Source organism: Rhodococcus sp. NPDC059969, from assembly GCF_042738325.1.
Lineage (GTDB): Bacteria > Actinomycetota > Actinomycetes > Mycobacteriales > Mycobacteriaceae > Rhodococcus_F.
Genome location: NZ_JBHWUF010000005.1, coordinates 262,101 through 276,788, shown reverse-complemented (window position 1 = coordinate 276,788; position 14,688 = coordinate 262,101). Strand labels below are relative to the sequence as shown.

Annotated in this window: 14 protein-coding genes; 2 read left to right on the top strand and 12 right to left on the bottom strand. The window is 62.6% G+C overall.

The window, feature by feature from the left end; genetic code table 11:
* Window positions 1–117 precede the first annotated feature (117 nt).
* Genes ACFWAD_RS17125 through ACFWAD_RS17100 form a run of 6 tightly spaced genes read right to left on the bottom strand, consistent with a single transcriptional unit; the run spans window position 118 to window position 5,860 of the window.
* Window positions 118–903: an ABC transporter permease gene (locus ACFWAD_RS17125; RefSeq protein WP_378545838.1), complete on the bottom strand. Its 786-nt coding sequence runs from the start codon at window positions 901–903 to the stop codon at window positions 118–120.
* Window positions 878–1,780: a 2-aminoethylphosphonate ABC transporter permease subunit gene (locus ACFWAD_RS17120; RefSeq protein WP_378545835.1), complete on the bottom strand. Its 903-nt coding sequence runs from the start codon at window positions 1,778–1,780 to the stop codon at window positions 878–880. The genes ACFWAD_RS17125 and ACFWAD_RS17120 overlap by 26 nt, the downstream gene beginning before the upstream one ends.
* Window positions 1,777–2,952 carry an ABC transporter ATP-binding protein gene (locus tag ACFWAD_RS17115; RefSeq protein WP_378545832.1) on the bottom strand — a complete coding sequence of 392 codons (1,176 nt, stop codon included), beginning with the start codon at window positions 2,950–2,952 and terminating at the stop codon, window positions 1,777–1,779. The genes ACFWAD_RS17120 and ACFWAD_RS17115 overlap by 4 nt, the downstream gene beginning before the upstream one ends.
* A 2-nt stretch (window positions 2,953–2,954) precedes the next feature.
* On the bottom strand, window positions 2,955–4,004 hold the full coding sequence (locus ACFWAD_RS17110) for a 2-aminoethylphosphonate ABC transporter substrate-binding protein (RefSeq protein WP_378545829.1): 1,050 nt from the start codon (window positions 4,002–4,004) through the stop codon (window positions 2,955–2,957).
* Window positions 4,005–4,029: 25 nt separating this feature from the next.
* Window positions 4,030–4,707, bottom strand: coding sequence for a phosphonatase-like hydrolase (locus ACFWAD_RS17105; protein WP_378545826.1), 678 nt, complete (start codon window positions 4,705–4,707; stop codon window positions 4,030–4,032).
* A 25-nt stretch (window positions 4,708–4,732) separates the two neighbouring features.
* Window positions 4,733–5,860 carry a TIGR03364 family FAD-dependent oxidoreductase gene (locus ACFWAD_RS17100; protein WP_378545823.1) on the bottom strand — a complete coding sequence of 376 codons (1,128 nt, stop codon included), beginning with the start codon at window positions 5,858–5,860 and terminating at the stop codon, window positions 4,733–4,735.
* Window positions 5,861–5,956: 96 nt separating this feature from the next.
* Between ACFWAD_RS17100 and ACFWAD_RS17095 the strand changes: the two genes are divergently transcribed.
* Window positions 5,957–6,700 (top strand): GntR family transcriptional regulator, encoded by a 744-nt coding sequence (locus ACFWAD_RS17095; RefSeq protein ID WP_378545820.1) that lies wholly within the window; start codon window positions 5,957–5,959, stop codon window positions 6,698–6,700.
* Window positions 6,701–6,801: 101 nt separating this feature from the next.
* Window positions 6,802–7,653, top strand: a complete 852-nt coding sequence (locus ACFWAD_RS17090; protein ID WP_378545817.1) for an SDR family oxidoreductase — start codon at window positions 6,802–6,804, stop codon at window positions 7,651–7,653.
* 23 nt (window positions 7,654–7,676) lie between these two features.
* Here the strand turns inward: ACFWAD_RS17090 and ACFWAD_RS17085 are convergent, their stop codons facing one another.
* The 6 genes from ACFWAD_RS17085 to ACFWAD_RS17060 all read right to left on the bottom strand — a co-directional run bounded on the left by ACFWAD_RS17085 (window position 7,677) and on the right by ACFWAD_RS17060 (window position 14,677).
* A complete protein-coding gene (locus ACFWAD_RS17085) occupies window positions 7,677–8,804 on the bottom strand; it encodes an FAD-dependent oxidoreductase (RefSeq protein ID WP_378545814.1) in 1,128 nt (375 codons plus the stop codon).
* Window positions 8,805–8,813: 9 nt separating this feature from the next.
* Window positions 8,814–9,500 carry a TetR/AcrR family transcriptional regulator C-terminal domain-containing protein gene (locus tag ACFWAD_RS17080; RefSeq protein WP_378545811.1) on the bottom strand — a complete coding sequence of 229 codons (687 nt, stop codon included), beginning with the start codon at window positions 9,498–9,500 and terminating at the stop codon, window positions 8,814–8,816.
* A gap of 264 nt (window positions 9,501–9,764) precedes the next feature.
* Window positions 9,765–10,925 (bottom strand): serine hydrolase domain-containing protein, encoded by a 1,161-nt coding sequence (locus ACFWAD_RS17075; RefSeq protein ID WP_378545808.1) that lies wholly within the window; start codon window positions 10,923–10,925, stop codon window positions 9,765–9,767.
* Between the two features lie 150 nt (window positions 10,926–11,075).
* Complete coding sequence (locus ACFWAD_RS17070; RefSeq protein ID WP_378545805.1) at window positions 11,076–11,981, bottom strand: hypothetical protein; 906 nt, start codon at window positions 11,979–11,981, stop codon at window positions 11,076–11,078.
* 126 nt (window positions 11,982–12,107) lie between these two features.
* Window positions 12,108–13,466: an L-serine ammonia-lyase gene (locus tag ACFWAD_RS17065; RefSeq protein WP_378545802.1), complete on the bottom strand. Its 1,359-nt coding sequence runs from the start codon at window positions 13,464–13,466 to the stop codon at window positions 12,108–12,110.
* Entirely contained in the window at window positions 13,463–14,677 is a 1,215-nt protein-coding gene (locus tag ACFWAD_RS17060; RefSeq protein WP_378545799.1) for an amidohydrolase, read from the bottom strand. Before ACFWAD_RS17060 ends, ACFWAD_RS17065 begins: the two co-directional genes overlap by 4 nt.
* Between the last annotated feature and the right edge of the window lie 11 nt (window positions 14,678–14,688).

Here is a 14,688-nt window from a genome sequence, read left to right as displayed (position 1 = left end):
TCCTAACCCCCCCACCCCCCCGCGGGGAATGGTTCTGCTTTAATTCTGGCGGTTGGCAAACCCCCTTGGTGGGCCATTTTATCACCCGGGGGGTTTAAATAACGCCCCACAGCAAGGTCAGCGCCGACGGATTCTGCCGACCACCATGAGGGCGATCAGGGTGACTGTGAGCAGCAGTGTCGTATTTGCTGCGGCAAGAAATACCTGGCCGCGGTCGGTGAGTCCGAAGATACTGACCGGCAAGGTCTTCCATGTCGCCGGGTAGACCATGACCGTTGCGCCCAGCTCACCCATCGACAGTGCGATAGAAAGCCCGGCGGCCGCACCCAATGCTGGGAGCAGCAGCGGTAGCGTTACCCGCGTCAGCACCCGCGCTGGGCCGGCGCCGAGTGATTCGGCAGCTTGACGGTAGGCGGGATCGAGCCGTTCGAGCGCGGCCGATACGGAACTGAAGGCAAAGGCAAGCACCAAAACCGTGTGAGCGAGAATCACGATCCACTTGGTACCGCCGAGCAGTAGTGGGCGCTCGTTGAAGGTGATGAGCAGACCCAAGCCGATCGCGACCGACGGAACCGCAATCGGTAAATGGAATACGGCATCGGTGATGCGCCGCGGCCACATCGGTGCCTCACGAGAGGCCAGCGCGGCCCACGTTCCGACGATCAGTGCCAATACTCCCGAGATGAACGCAGTCTGCAAGCTGACGGTCAGACTGGCGAAGTTCTCGTCGGACAGCGCCGTGGAGAAGTTCTTGCCGCCGAGATTCGACGGGAGTGGCCCCGTCCACGATCCGGCCAGCGCAGCCGCGACGACGGTGGCGATGGGTGCGACAAAAACTACCGCGACGACGAGGGCGAAGAATCCGAGAACGAAAGCCCTAGAGCTTCGTGTCCACAGCAGCATGGCTGCCTCCCATTAATCTGTTGAAGGTGAATCGGTAGAGGCAGTACAAGCCGAGTGAGAGTGCGACCTGGACGGTCGCGATCACTGCCGCGCCTGGCAAGTCGAAGGTGACGATGCCACGGGTGTAGATGAGGACCGGCAGAGTTACGACGTCTTTGGCTCCGGTGAAGAGCACGATGCCGAATTCGTTGAGTGTCAAAAGAAGTACGAGCGATCCACCGGCCAGGAGGGCCGGCCACGCTTCCGGCATCACCACCTGTCGCAGAACTCGTACGGGTGACGCTCCGAGGCTGGCTGCGACGTCGAGTTGTTCACGCGGAATCTGGGTGAATGCCGCAAGAAGTGGACGCACGACAAAGGGCGTGAAGAAGGTGATTTCGGCCGCGATCACACCCAAGGGAGTGTTGAGGAAATTCAGGGGCCCATTCGCGTCGCCGGTGATGCGGACGATCAAGGCGTTGACGGCGCCGGCCGTGCCGTACAGGAACGTGAACGCCAATGTGATCAGGAAAGACGGCAGCGCGAGCACCGTGTCGATCAATCGCCCCACCACCTTGGATCCGGCGAATGGAACGAAGGCAAGCACCAAGGCGAGGAAAGTGCCGAGGACCAGGCAACCCAGGGTCGACGCCACGGCGATGTGGATGGTCCGCCAGAGCGCGGTTCGGAACAGTTCCGATCCGAGCACCGAAGACCACGTGGACAGACCGGTGCCGTCTGCGGTGCTCAGCGATTCCGTGAGGACCCGCGCGGTGGGATACACCGCGAACACGAGCACCAGAAGCAGTGGCGGTAGCGCCCACCCGATCCGGCGCCACGGAATCGGGTCTTTGTGTTGGGTCATAGCGGTTTCGGGGCGTTCCAAGGTTGTGGTCATGGCCGGCGATCCGCCGGAACCAGAACGCTGCCGTCCGTGGGCAAGACGACGCCGACCTCGGTGTCGACCGGTCGTTCGTCGTGGCCTGCAACATCCGCGTCGACGCGGACGTTTTCGAGGCCACGGACAGCCAGTGTCAGACGCGTCGTCGAACCACGCCAGACGCTCGAGACGATGCGTGCCGGGAACGATCCTCGTGCGCCGACGCCGGTCACCACTACCGCGTGCGGACGAACACACAGGTAGGCATCCATGTCGGACTCCCACTCGATGCGCCCGATCTCGGGTTGAGGGGCGTGAGCAGTGAACGGAGCGCCACCGATCGAGACCAACGCGGAGGTACCGATGACGCGAGTGACCGTGCAGGGCAACAGGTTGGCGCCGCCGAGGAAGGCCGCCGTGAAGCTGGACGGCGGACGCTTCCACAAGGCCTCCGCGGTGTCGATGTCCGCGAGTCTGGCATTGCGCATCACTGCGATTCGGTCCGCGAGCGCCAGGGCTTCACTCTGATCGTGCGTCACGTAGAGCATGGCTGTGTCAGGTAGTGCGGCACGCAGTCTCGCCAGTTCGCCGAGCATGCTCTCGCGAAGTTGAGCATCCAGGGCGGCCAGCGGTTCGTCGAGGAGGAGTACTCCGGGACGAATAGCCAACGCGCGAGCGATGGCAATCCGCTGCTGTTGACCGCCGGAAAGCTCACGCGGCAGACGCTTTCCGTACGCCGACATCCCGACCATGTCGAGGGCTTCGGCCACGCGTGGGCCGATCTCCGACCGCGGCACACGGTGGGCTCGGAGTCCGAAGGCCACGTTCTCGGAGACCCTCATGTGTGGGAAGAGCGCGTACGACTGAACGACGACGCCGATTCCTCTTTGTGCGGGAGGGAGATTGGTGATGTCTCGGGTGCCGAGCTTGACCGAACCGGACGTGGGGCGGACAAATCCCGCGAGGGCCTTCAAAGCGGTCGACTTGCCGGATCCACTGGGCCCCAGCAGTGCCACAGTTTCACCCGGCGCGACTCGTAGATTGAAATCGACGAGGGCGTGGGTTGCGGTCTTTCCGCGGCCGTAGGCGACGTTGACGCGATCGAAGGTGATGGCCGGAGCGGAATGTTCGATCGCTCCGTGAATACCGACGGTCTCGGGGAGCGTCCGCCCCAGTCTGGTTCTTGCCATGATCAGCTCCCGGTGGCTTTCTGGTAGGCGGCGATGTCGGCGTCGAGCGAGCTGAGGACGTCGTTCCAGTTCGGGGTCCACACGTTGACGCCCTGTAGAACTCCGGAAGGCGTGTTCTTGTCGGTGGATTCACCGGTAGCGCTTCGGACGTCCTCGCGGACCGATACGCCGAGTGCGTCGGTGGCGACGGTCTTCTGGGATTCTTCGGAGAGCAGGAATTCCATGAGCTTCTTCGCTTCTTCGCTGCTCGGTGCGCTCTTGGCGAGCCCCATCACGTAGGGCAGTGCAATGGTGGTGCGAGTGCCGTCGGCTCCGGCGGGGAAGAAGATGTCGAACTTCGATCCGTCGTCCGCGATCGAAGCGAGGTTCATCTGGACGTCACCGTTGGCGACCAGCAGCTCTCCGTTGCTGACCTTGGGCTGGAGCTTTCCGGTCGAGGACGAGGGGCCGACGTTGTTTGCCTGGAGCTTTCCGAGGTAGTCGAGTGCTCCTTCCTTACCCATCAGGTGCTGGAGCAGCAAGAGCACCGCGGTGCCGTCGCCGGCCTGGCCGGGCGTGGAGTACTGCAACTTGCCCTCGAACTGATCTGTGAGTAGGTCGTCCCAAGATTGTGGGGCGGGTGATGCAGTCGGATTGGCAATGAACGAGAGGTAGTTCTCGACGACGGGTACGTACTTGCCTGCGTCGTCCTTCTCGCCGGCCGGAACGGCGGAGGTGTCGATTCCGCTGGGCTCGAGCAGACCTTGCGCGTCGGCCTTCTGAATGAACGGCGGCAGGGTGATGATGACGTCGGCCTGTGGGTTGGACTGCTCCTTGTCGACGCGGGAGACGACCTCGCCGGAACCGGCTTCCACCAGGTTGACAGCGATGCCGGTCTGCGCGGTGAAGGCGTCGAATCTGCCCTTGTACCAACCGGACAGGCCGTCGGCGCTGTAGACGGTGACGGTTTCGGTATCTGATCCGGCGGCAGTGCCGGTTCCACCGCAGGCTGTGGTGAACGAAAGGACGGACACGGCGAGAGCGGCCGCAGCGATGCTCGGGCGTAGACGCATGACGATTCCTTTTTCGGAGGTGAGATCAGGGGTGGGTGAGGAGTTCGGCGAACTCCGTCACGGACGGGACGATGTGGGTGGCACCGGCGCCGCGCAGTTGTTGCTCGTCGTGAGCGCCGGTCAGAGTTCCGGCGACGATGGTTGCGCCGGAGCGAATGCCGCTGAGCACGTCGTTGGACGTGTCGCCGAGTACGGCGATCTGGTGGACGTCGTCGATCGAGAGTTTGAGCAGCGCAGTCAGAATCAAGTCAGGGAACGGGCGACCGCGACCGGCTTCGGCGGGGGAGAGGGTGAGATCGGCGAGGGTTTCCCAGCCGAGCGCGACGAGGAGTTTATCCTGCGTCGATCGACTGAACCCGGTGGTCAAGGCAACTTTGATGCCGGCCTCGCGGAGTTTGGTTATTGCCTTCTCCGCGCCGGGGATCGGCTCGGCGAGCCCCTGGTCGATGAGGGAGTCGTACGTGGTTTCGAAGGCGGCGTTCGCGGCCTGGGCGCGGTCTTCGTCACCGAAGATCGCGCGGAACACGACGATCTTCGACTGGCCCATCGTGTCGAGGACGTACTGGCGAGCGGCATCGGCTTCCGGGCCTTCGTCGGGCAGTCCGCCGGCTTCAGCGGCGGCAGCGAAGGCGCGAAGAACCAGTCCGTCGTCGGCGACGGTGGTGCCGGCCATGTCGAGAACGGCAAGGGTGATGGGAGACATGAGAAGTCTTTCTTGTCAGAAGGATTCAGAGACCGAGCTGGTCGGCGGTTTGTTCTGCCAGTGCCGGGCCGAGCGTCATACCGCGGCCACCGGGGCCGGCAACCACCCAGACGTTGTCGGCGGCCTGTGCGCGGTGAACCAGTTGTGAGGGGTCGAGGCACTGGCTGTAGACGCCCGCCCATCGCTTGACGATGGGCGGAAGATCGTGTCCCAGAAGGGTTTCCACCACTGCGGACAGATGGCGATACGGCGCCTCGTCGACGTCGAAGTCGAAGGGTTCCTCGTACTCGTGGGTGTCGCCGATGGTCAGCCCGCCGTGCAAGCGCTGCACGCACAGGAGCTGCATGCGGTGCGCCTCGGCAGTCGGTTCCTGCGGCTGCACGGTGCGAAGGTGATCGAGGGCAGATCCAGCGAAACCGGGGTAGTAGCGGAAGCTGTCGCCGTCTGCGATTGCGGTGGTGAGCTTTTCGCCGAGTGGGGCCGTCTGCATCATCTGTAGGCGCACACGGCGCAGGGGGAGATCTCCGGCGAGATCGCGAGCCAATCCGCCGAGTGTTGCTCCGGGGCAGACGATCACGTGATCGGCGTCGAAGTTGCGACCGTGGTCGTCGCGGATGTGTACGCCGGTGCTGTTCGTCGTGATCTCACGAGCTTCTGTTCCGGCATGGAAGGTGTAACGGCCGCTGGCATCGAGATGCGACCGGATGGCGGGGAGCGCTTGCCGTGATTCGACTGCAGCGTCGAGGCTGCAGTGCAGTCCACCCAGGAACTTCCCTCGGAGTGCTGGGTTGACGGCACGAACGGCGTCGGGATCCAGGAGCGCGAACCCTCTGTTGTGAGCGTCCGGCGGAGAGAACGCTTCCTGCGCGACCGCGACTTCCTCCTCGGTGCGCATGAGGGTGATCGAACCCGCCGGTCGGTATCCGACGCCGGGGACACGGGCGGCAAGGTCTGCCCACAACTCGCGCGAGCGCAGCGCGGTCTCGAGTTCGTTGGGAGCTCGCCCGGATACCCAGACGAGTCCGAAGTTCCGTACCGTGGCACCGCGGGCTTCCGGCTCGCGTTCGAGATGAACAACCTCATGTCCCCGGCGGATTGCCTCGTCGGCGTGCGCCGTTCCGAGGATTCCTCCGCCCACAATCAAAATTCGCATGTAGAGATAGTGACGTTTGGTCTAGACCAATAGGGGGAATCGAGACGAACTCCAGGTTAACAATTGGTATAGACCGAATTCTTGTACGCTTGCGCCATGAATCAGCAGACGTCCACCGGGCCGGGGACCTCGAGCGTCGTGATCGAGCCGGAGCTGAAGTACTACCGCGTCCGCACCGAGATCGAGACCATTCTCGGTGGGCTCGCGGAAGGTGATGCCGTCCCGTCGGAGCGGGAACTGGCATCGCGGTTCACGGTCGCTCGTGAGACGGTCCGTCAAGCGCTTCGCGATCTGCTCGTCGAAGGACGGATCGAGCGGCGTGGGCGAGGCACCGTCGTTGCGAGTCCGAAATTGGTGCAGCCCCTCTCGCTTCGTTCCTACACCGAGGGCGCGCTGAGCGCTGGGCGAGTGCCCAGTCGTGAAGTCGTGACCTTCGAACGAATGTCGGCCGACGACGGTCTCGCCACTGAGTTGGGTATCGAGGTGGGCGACACCGTCGTTCATCTCGAGCGTGTCCTCTTCGCCGACGGCGAGAAGATCGGACTCGAATCAACGTTCTTGCCGGACAGCAGGTTCGGTGAGATGCTCGACGCCTTCGATGCGACGACATCGCTGTACGCTGCCATCCGCTCCATCGGCGTGGTCTTCGCCTCCGCTACCGAACGGATCGAGACGGTACTTGCCTCACCGCGTGAGGCGACGCTCGTCGAGTCCACCACCTCGATGCCGATGCTTCTATTGCACCGGACGTCCGTCGACCCGGAGGGCGTGCCGATCGAGCGGGTGCGCTCGCTCTACCGCGGCGACCGTATTGCCTTCTTGACGACTCTGCGCGAGTAGTCGGGGCGTTGAGGGGTTCTGCTGGTACCCGGAACGGCAGGCACTCCCGCCCTCGTGCAACCTGGTCTGTACTGGACTCGTCAAACGAGAGGACAGTACGCATGAGTGACAAGAAGATCTGGTTTGTTACCGGCGCAGGCCGGGGCATGGGAATTGACATTGCGCAGGCGGCCCTTGCCGCCGGGCACGCGGTGGTGGCAACGGGGCGTGATGCGGACCGCGTTGCTGCAGCGATCGGTGAGCATGACGACCTGTTGGTGATTGCCTTGGACATCACCGACGAACAAGCCGCATATGCTGCGGTGGACACGGCAGTTGCACGATTCGGTGGAATCGACGTGCTGGTGAACAACGCCGGAAACTTCTACGCCGGGTTCTTCGAAAATGTCAGCCCGGCGCAACTTCGCGCTCAGATGGAGACCAATTTCTTCGGGCCGATCAATGTGACACGGGCGGTGTTGCCGGTGATGCGTCGGCAACGGAGTGGACACGTCGTGACCGTCAGTTCTATTGCGGGCCTGCGCGGTCAGGAATTTTGCGGAGCCTATGCTGCGTCGAAATTTGCGTTGGAAGGCTGGATGGAGTCCTTGCGATTCGACGTCGAGCCGTACGGTATCGGCACGACTATCGTGGAGCCGGGATTCTTTCGCACCGAACTGCTCGTCGAAGGTGCGTCGTCGATCTGGCCGGAGCTGTCGATCGCCGACTACGACGCTCGGACCGGCGAGACCGTGGAAGCGTGGAAGAGTATGAACGGCTTCCAGGGTGGGGATCCGGTAAAACTTGCGTTGGCGCTTGCGACGCTTGTCGATTCGCCGTTTCCTCCACGTCGTTGGGTTGCCGGAGCCGACGCGGTATCCGCGGCTGAGCAGAAGGCCAACGAATTGCTTGATCAGGTCGAAGCCCACCGTGCGCTGTCGTCGTCGCTTGCTCATGACGATGTGACGATATGACGATCCAGCCGGAAGCGGTCGGGTCACCCATGTGCGCTGAACATGTCCAGGAGCCGTTGGGGTGCGTTCTCGCCGAAGCACATGTCCAGACCATCAGCCGACTGTTGTGCCGATGCGGCGCTGCGCGGGAAGAGTCGCTCTTCGTAGGCAGCGAGTCCTTCCTCCGTGTCGCTGTGTGACGTGATCGCTTGACCGAGTTCGGCGCCGTCGAGCATTGCCAGGTTCGCGCCTTCTCCGGCAAACGGCGACATGACGTGGGCCGCGTCCCCGAGCAGTGTGACGCCGGGAGTGCGACTCCAGCTGTGTCCGATGGGAAGGGCATGGATGGGACGAGGGGTCAACGAGCTGTCCGCTTCGACGATCATCGACCGGAATGACTCGTCCCAGTCCGAGAAGTGTTCCAGCAGAATCTTCTTCGCAATGTGGTCGTCGGAGAAATCGACGCTCGAAGCCCAACTCTCGGGAACTCGGAGGGCAGCGTAGATGTGCAGACTGTTGTCCGTCTCACGATGGGCAAGGAAGCCCTTGTCGGCACTGAGCGCGAACATCATTCCGCCGCCGACTGTTTCGGCGGATTCCGCGTGCTGGTTGTCAGCGTCGTGAAGGTCGAACTCCACGAAGGATATTCCGGTGTAGGCAGGAGTGGCGTGTGAAACCAGTGGACGGATTTTCGACCACGCACCATCGGCGCCGACCAGAAGATCGGTGGTGAAGTGGGAGCCGTCCGCGAGATGAACTTCGTGTCGACCGTCCGGCAGTGCATGCGCGCCGCGCACTTTGGCTCCCCAATGGACGGTGTCTTTCGGCAGCGATCCGAGTAGTAGGTCGCGCAGTTGTCCGCGGTCGACTTCGGGGCGGTCGCCGTCTCCCTTGTCCTCCTCGCTCAGGTGCACGACGGCATTTCGATCGAGAACGCGCATCTGTTCACCGCCTTGATGAACGAGTGCGCAGAACTCGTCGTACAGACCGGCGGCACGAAGTGCGATCTGGCCTGAGTCCTCGTGGATGTCGAGCATCCCGCCTTGAGTTCTGGCCGTCGGTCCGGATTCGAGATCGAATACCGCCGAATTGATTCCGTGCTGATGGAGGACTCGGGCGAGTGTGAGGCCACCGAGGCCGGCGCCGATGATTGCGATGGGGTAGTGGTTCATGGTGGGTTCCTAAGAAGTGAGTGGGGTGTTCTCGATGCCCGTGATGAGCGTTCGGAATCCCCAGGAGAGGCGTGCGGTGGGTTCACCGGCAAGTAGGGCTGTGGAATGGCTCGCGACGAGGGGGTGCGTCTGCGGGTCTGCGTGCTCGATTGCGTCGGTCAAGGCGTTCCACCGGGCGTCCGTGTCCGAGGCGTTGTTCGGCGCCGAGTGCTCGGCAGCAGTGGACGTCGCGTACTGAAGTAGTAGGTCCACGCCCCAGGCGGCTTGAGCCGAGGGAACCGTGCCCTCGTCGAGCAATGCCAACAGGCGTTCGAGCAGGCGTACGTAGTGAACTCCGCTTGGCCGCGAAACAAGAGCCGACTGGGCAAGGCCGGGATGATCGAACAATACGGCCGTGTAGGACGTCAACACCCGTTCGAGGCGCGCTTGCCAAGTGCCGGAAGTATTTTCGGCGAGGTCGACGACTCCGAGCAGCTCATCCAGAACCGCGGCGTGCAATTCGGCTGTGTTTCGCACGTACACGTACAGCGACGCGGGTCCGGTGTCGAGTTCCAGGGCGAGTCGACGCATTGTCAACTTCTGCAGCCCCTCCGAGCGCAAGATCTCCACCGCCGCACTGACGATGCCCTCACGTGTCAGTGCGGGTTTGGCCGGGCGATTGCGTCGGCTCGACGGACTTGCTGGGTGAGTGGGCATGGCTCCACCATACACGAACATGTTCGTAACGAACATGTTCGTTGAATCACGCGATGGGTTACATACCCGTTCCACCGGAAAGCATCGCGATCGTCAGCAGGATGCCGCCGACAATCCCCACAAGCGGGTGGTCACTGTTGAGTAGCCAGTCGTTCAACGATCCCATGAGCGCCTCTTTCGGGTTCGATCTGTCGATGATCGAGCCTATCGACAGATCGAACCCGATATGTCACTTTTATCCGATTGTCGGTTGGGTCGGAGTGATCAGCCGTAAACGTGGTCCGGGCTGATCAGCTTGGTGATGGGCACCATCAGAGCGCTGGTCAGGTCAGTCTCGCCGTCGATATCGGTGTTGATGAAGACGACCAGGGTGGTGTCCTTCTCGGGCAAGTAGACCGAGACTGTCTTATAGCCGGGCAGGCTTCCGTTGTGACCGATCCAGCCGCCGCTGTTGAACAAACCGAGTCCGTACCCGGAACTGTCGTCCCCTTCGCTCAAGTTCACTGTTTGCAGGCGCTGCTTCTGAGTGTCGTCTGAGAGGAGATCGCCCTTGGCCAAGGCCGGAACCCAGATGCGCATGTCGTCCAACGACGAGATCATCGCACCCGCGGCGCCGCCCCACGACGGATTCCAATCCGTTGCCGCGGTCACGGATTCGTCGAGCGTTTGGTTGGTGTACCCCTGTGCGTGTGGGTTCGGGAACGCGTTGGTGGTGGGAAAGCTGGTGTGCTCCATCCCGAGTGGTGTCGCGATCTTGGTGTCGATGACTTCCGACAGTTTTGAGCCGGAGACCTTTTCGATCACCATTCCCAGCAGAATAGTGTTGGTGTTCGAGTAGTCGACGGTGGTCCCTGGTCGAACCTGAAGTGGGAGATCCTTGACGTACCCCACGAGCTCTTCAGATGTGAAAGCTCGGCGAGGATCCGAAAGATATTCCATGACAAACTGTTCGGACGTCGTGTAGTCGACGAAGCCGCTGCGCATCCCCGCCAGCTGTCGCAAGCTGATCGCATCACCTTCCGTGACGCCATCGACGTACTTGGAGATCGGATCATCGAGACCGATCTTGCCCTCGTCGACCAATTGCAGCAGGGCGGTCACGGTAAACGTTTTGGTGACGCTGCCGATCCGGTGGTAGAAGTCGGTTTCCATCGGCGCCTTTGTCGCCGTATCCGAGACGCCTGCAACCTTGACATAGTTGCCGTCGGGTCCCCAGATGCCCACCATCGCACCGGGAATCCCGGTCGAATCAACCGCTGCGTCGATGATCGCATCGAGCTGGTCGGTGACGGCAGAGTCCATGACCTTCTCGGATGTGGCTGTCGGATTGTCTGTGGATTTGTCCGTGCTGCAGCTGATTACAGCCCCGGCAACCATGGCGCTGCACAGGCCGACGAGCATGATGCGTCTTGCTCCGATTTTCATGAGTCGAACTCTGCCTGTCCGACGAGGCGTGCACATCGACCCTCGGTACGGCTGCCGCAGTCCCCAGGTACCTCCTCAACCGGTACCGGGGGACTACGGAACCCCTGCCTGAACCCCTGCCTGAACCCCTCCCTGAACCCTTGACTTGGGTCAGAGTCCGCCGTCGAAGAACGCCGCCAGCGCGGGTGCCGGGTCTGCCGCGGTGCCCATATTTGCTACGCCGACAACGATCAATCCCAGCGTGAACAGTGCAGTGAGAAGACCGATCGACCCCGACACGAATCTCGTCCGTCTGTCGGATCGCGCCGTTCTCGCGAAGCGTGCCCACACGACCACAGTCACGGTCAGTGATATTGCTGCCGCGATCAGCGCGATCACCGCCATGGCCACGTGATACCGCGCGAAGTCGCTGATCATCAGTTCGAGGACAGGGCTTTGCTGGTTTCCGGTGCCCGTCGACTGAGCGAGCTGTTGGCGGACCTGCCCGACAGTGTCGCCAAGTGCCCCATCCGCCTGGGCCACGGGCAACATCGAGATCAGCGAAGAGAAGGGTGCAACGACACCTTGGACATTGGCCATCACGAGCACCGAAGAAAACATCGCGAGGAGCGTGACCAGCCCTCCCGCCGAGACGAATGCGAGTTTCCTTCCAGCCGTCAGAGGGCCGGCGTTCACGAACGACGCCTTGAGCATGCGGCCGAGTGCGAGCAGAACCGTCAGCAGGATTACCGCGATCACTGCCTTGGCCACGTGGTACCGCATCCAGTAATCGACAGCGGACTCCAAGCTGGGAGAGAAGGCTTGGACACCGGAACTCCAGTACTCGACGAACGCGACACGGACCGTCTCGACGAGTTCCCCCTGGTGTGCATACCCATCGCCCGGCCTACCGGTCAGCATGCCCGGGCCGAAAACGAAGGCAGCGGAGACAACGGCGACCAACGCGATCAGCGCGGCGATCTTGCGACCGGAGGCCTGCGTCGAGCGCGACGGCCCCGCAGTGTTGTGCCGTGAAGAATTGTGCAGTGGGATTCCTCCAGCGTGATGAGCGATCATCTGGTAACCGTCCACAAAGTCATGTCACCGAGTGTAGAAATCGGTACACCGGACTTCATCGTTCGAGAGGATGATATTTCCGGCGACGGCGTCCGCCCGCCCTCGCCGCTGCCGTCGACATCCCCCTCAGCACTCGACGACATTGACGGCGAGCCCGCCCTCACTGGTTTCCTTGTAGCGCACGGACATGTCGTTTCCGGTTTGTCGCATGGTTTCGATGACGGTATCGAGGCTCACCACGTGCGTTCCGTCGCCCAGGTATGCGAGTTGAGCCGCGGTGACCGCAGTCGAGGCAGCGACGGCATTTCGTTCGATGCACGGGATCTGGACCAGACCACCGACCGGATCGCAGGTCAGGCCCAGATGGTGTTCCATGGCAATCTCAGCGGCATTCTCGATTTGTCGTGGCGATCCGCCCATGACGGCGCACAGACCGGCCGCCGCCATCGCACAGGCGGCTCCGACCTCACCCTGACACCCGGCCTCCGCCCCGGAGATCGAGGCATTCGCCTTGATGATCGATCCGATTGCGGCCGCAGTGAGGAGAAATGTCCGAACGTCGTGAACGCCGGCGCCGGTCGCGCGTATGTGGTGGTAGAGCACCGCAGGCACGATGCCTGCCGCACCGTTGGTTGGGGCCGTGACAACGCGGCCACCTGCTGCATTCTCTTCGTTGACCGCCATGGCGTAGACGGTCAGCCACTCGCGTGAGGAGGGTGCGCAGTTGCGTTGTTCCAGTTGGCTCTTCGCTGATTGTGCTCGTCGGCGAACTCCGAGTTTTCCGGGCAGCACACCGACGGTATGCATGCCGCGCTCGATGCAGGCGCGCATCGCGGACCAGATTGCGTCGATACCGGCGAGCGCTCGGTTCTGGCCGTGCATCGCGATTTCGTCTCCCAACGCCAGTTCGGCGATAGTTCCGGAGCCACATTCCGCCAGTAGCTCTTTCGCGGTGCGATAGTGGGAGTCGATCGGGTGCGTGGGTTCTTGCGTCTGCGCTCCCGTGCGCACTACGAACCCGCCACCGATCGACAGATATGTACTCGTGTAGACGATTTCGTGACCTTCGAATGCCGTCAGGGTCATCGAGTTCGGGTGCCCGTGCCGGCGAACGAGCGGTTCGAACACCATGTCGTCACGAGTGAAAACGACGTGTCCGAGTGAGCCACCGGCGAGCATCACCGATCCACCGTCCGACAGTTCGGCAAATGGGCCGTGCACGTCGGCGGGCTCGCACGTTTCAGGATCCAACCCACGAAGTCCCGCGATCACGGCGTCGGGAGTGCAGTGGCCAATACCCGTGGCCGCGAGAGAGCCGTGCAGATTGCAGCGAATTCGGTCGACCGGATCGGTCAATCGGGCAGATTCGAGTTCGCCGACAAAAGCGTGGGCGGCTCGCATCGGACCGACTGTGTGTGAACTGGACGGTCCGATGCCGATGGAGAAGAATTCGAGAGCGGAAACGTAGACGCCATTGGTGCTCATTCGGCACTCGTGACGGTGGTCGCTCCTGACTCGCGCTGGGCCGCAATCGTCAGTAGATCGGAGCGAGAGTCTCCGGTAGCGGCTCGGATCACCGTGCGCGCCATTGCAATTGCTCCGTGTAGAACAGCTTCGTCACCCGCTGAGGAGCGGGCATCAGCGGCAAATTCGATCGTGTGAGGAACTCCGGTGACACCGCGCAACGCGATCATCGGGTGGATCGAGGGAACCGCCTTCGAAACGTTGCCCATGTCGGTCGAACCACCGGTCAGGGGAGTTCGGGCGGCCGCGATGCGGCCCAGGTTCGCGATCTCCTCGTCCCAGATAGTTGCCAACACCGGATGTTGAACCAGTTCCTCGTAGCGAGGTTCGGCGCGTTCGGTTGACCAGGCGCAGTCGCTGGCCACCGCGCCGCCCTCGAAGCAGGCGAGCATTCGACGTTTGGCGTCCAACAGCACCTCGAGATCTGCGGCCCGAACTTCCGCTCGGACCAGAGTCGAGGCCGGGATGATGTTGGTGGCTTCTCCGCCGTGTTCGACGTAGGCGTTGAGTCTGACGTCGGAAGGGAGCTGTTGACGGAGGAGTCCGATGGCAACCAGTGCGATCGTGGCGGCGTCACCTGCGTTGATGCCCTTGTGTGGTGCGGCGGCCGCGTGTGCGGCCCGTCCGGAGTAGGTCACGTCGAAACGATCGACTGCTTGCGTTCCGGTGACAGTGCAACTGACGTCCTCACCTGCAGCGCCGTGGACCATGATCGACATTGCCGCGCCCTCCCACGCGCCGCGTTCGAGGAGCAAGACTTTCCCACCGCCGTGTTCTTCGGCCGGCGTACCGAGGAGGACAACAGTCAGCCCGTGGTCCTCCGCGACCTCACCGAGCGCGATGGCTGCGCCCAGTCCGGCGGCGGCGATGACATTGTGTCCACATGCATGACCGATGTCAGGGAGAGCGTCGTACTCGGCGCAGACGACGACGCGGAAAGGGCCGGAGCCCCGAACCGCTTCGAATGCCGTCTCGAGGCCGTGGGCGGCGCGAGTAACCGTGAAGCCGGCTTCCTGCGCGGCGTCGGCCAAGAGGGCCGATGCACGATGCTCTTCGAATGCCAACTCCGGGTGAGCATGGATGGTGTGGCTGACGTCGATGAGGCGTGATGCCCACTTCTCGATCGTGTTCGAAACAGAGTCCGTGGGGGTGAGGGTGTCGGCTATGGACATGGATATGTCTT

Bases quoted from the DNA above. Each gene is read 5' to 3' on its own strand.
- ACFWAD_RS17125 (WP_378545838.1), bottom strand. From the start codon at position 903: ATGCTGCTGTGGACACGAAGCTCTAGGGCTTTCGTTCTCGGATTCTTC.
- ACFWAD_RS17120 (WP_378545835.1), bottom strand. From the start codon at position 1,780: ATGACCACAACCTTGGAACGCCCCGAAACCGCTATGACCCAACACAAA.
- ACFWAD_RS17115 (WP_378545832.1), bottom strand. From the start codon at position 2,952: ATGGCAAGAACCAGACTGGGGCGGACGCTCCCCGAGACCGTCGGTATT.
- ACFWAD_RS17110 (WP_378545829.1), bottom strand. From the start codon at position 4,004: ATGCGTCTACGCCCGAGCATCGCTGCGGCCGCTCTCGCCGTGTCCGTC.
- ACFWAD_RS17105 (WP_378545826.1), bottom strand. From the start codon at position 4,707: ATGTCTCCCATCACCCTTGCCGTTCTCGACATGGCCGGCACCACCGTC.
- ACFWAD_RS17100 (WP_378545823.1), bottom strand. From the start codon at position 5,860: ATGCGAATTTTGATTGTGGGCGGAGGAATCCTCGGAACGGCGCACGCC.
- ACFWAD_RS17095 (WP_378545820.1), top strand. From the start codon at position 5,957: ATGAATCAGCAGACGTCCACCGGGCCGGGGACCTCGAGCGTCGTGATC.
- ACFWAD_RS17090 (WP_378545817.1), top strand. From the start codon at position 6,802: ATGAGTGACAAGAAGATCTGGTTTGTTACCGGCGCAGGCCGGGGCATG.
- ACFWAD_RS17085 (WP_378545814.1), bottom strand. From the start codon at position 8,804: ATGAACCACTACCCCATCGCAATCATCGGCGCCGGCCTCGGTGGCCTC.
- ACFWAD_RS17080 (WP_378545811.1), bottom strand. From the start codon at position 9,500: ATGCCCACTCACCCAGCAAGTCCGTCGAGCCGACGCAATCGCCCGGCC.
- ACFWAD_RS17075 (WP_378545808.1), bottom strand. From the start codon at position 10,925: ATGAAAATCGGAGCAAGACGCATCATGCTCGTCGGCCTGTGCAGCGCC.
- ACFWAD_RS17070 (WP_378545805.1), bottom strand. From the start codon at position 11,981: ATGATCGCTCATCACGCTGGAGGAATCCCACTGCACAATTCTTCACGG.
- ACFWAD_RS17065 (WP_378545802.1), bottom strand. From the start codon at position 13,466: ATGAGCACCAATGGCGTCTACGTTTCCGCTCTCGAATTCTTCTCCATC.
- ACFWAD_RS17060 (WP_378545799.1), bottom strand. From the start codon at position 14,677: ATGTCCATAGCCGACACCCTCACCCCCACGGACTCTGTTTCGAACACG.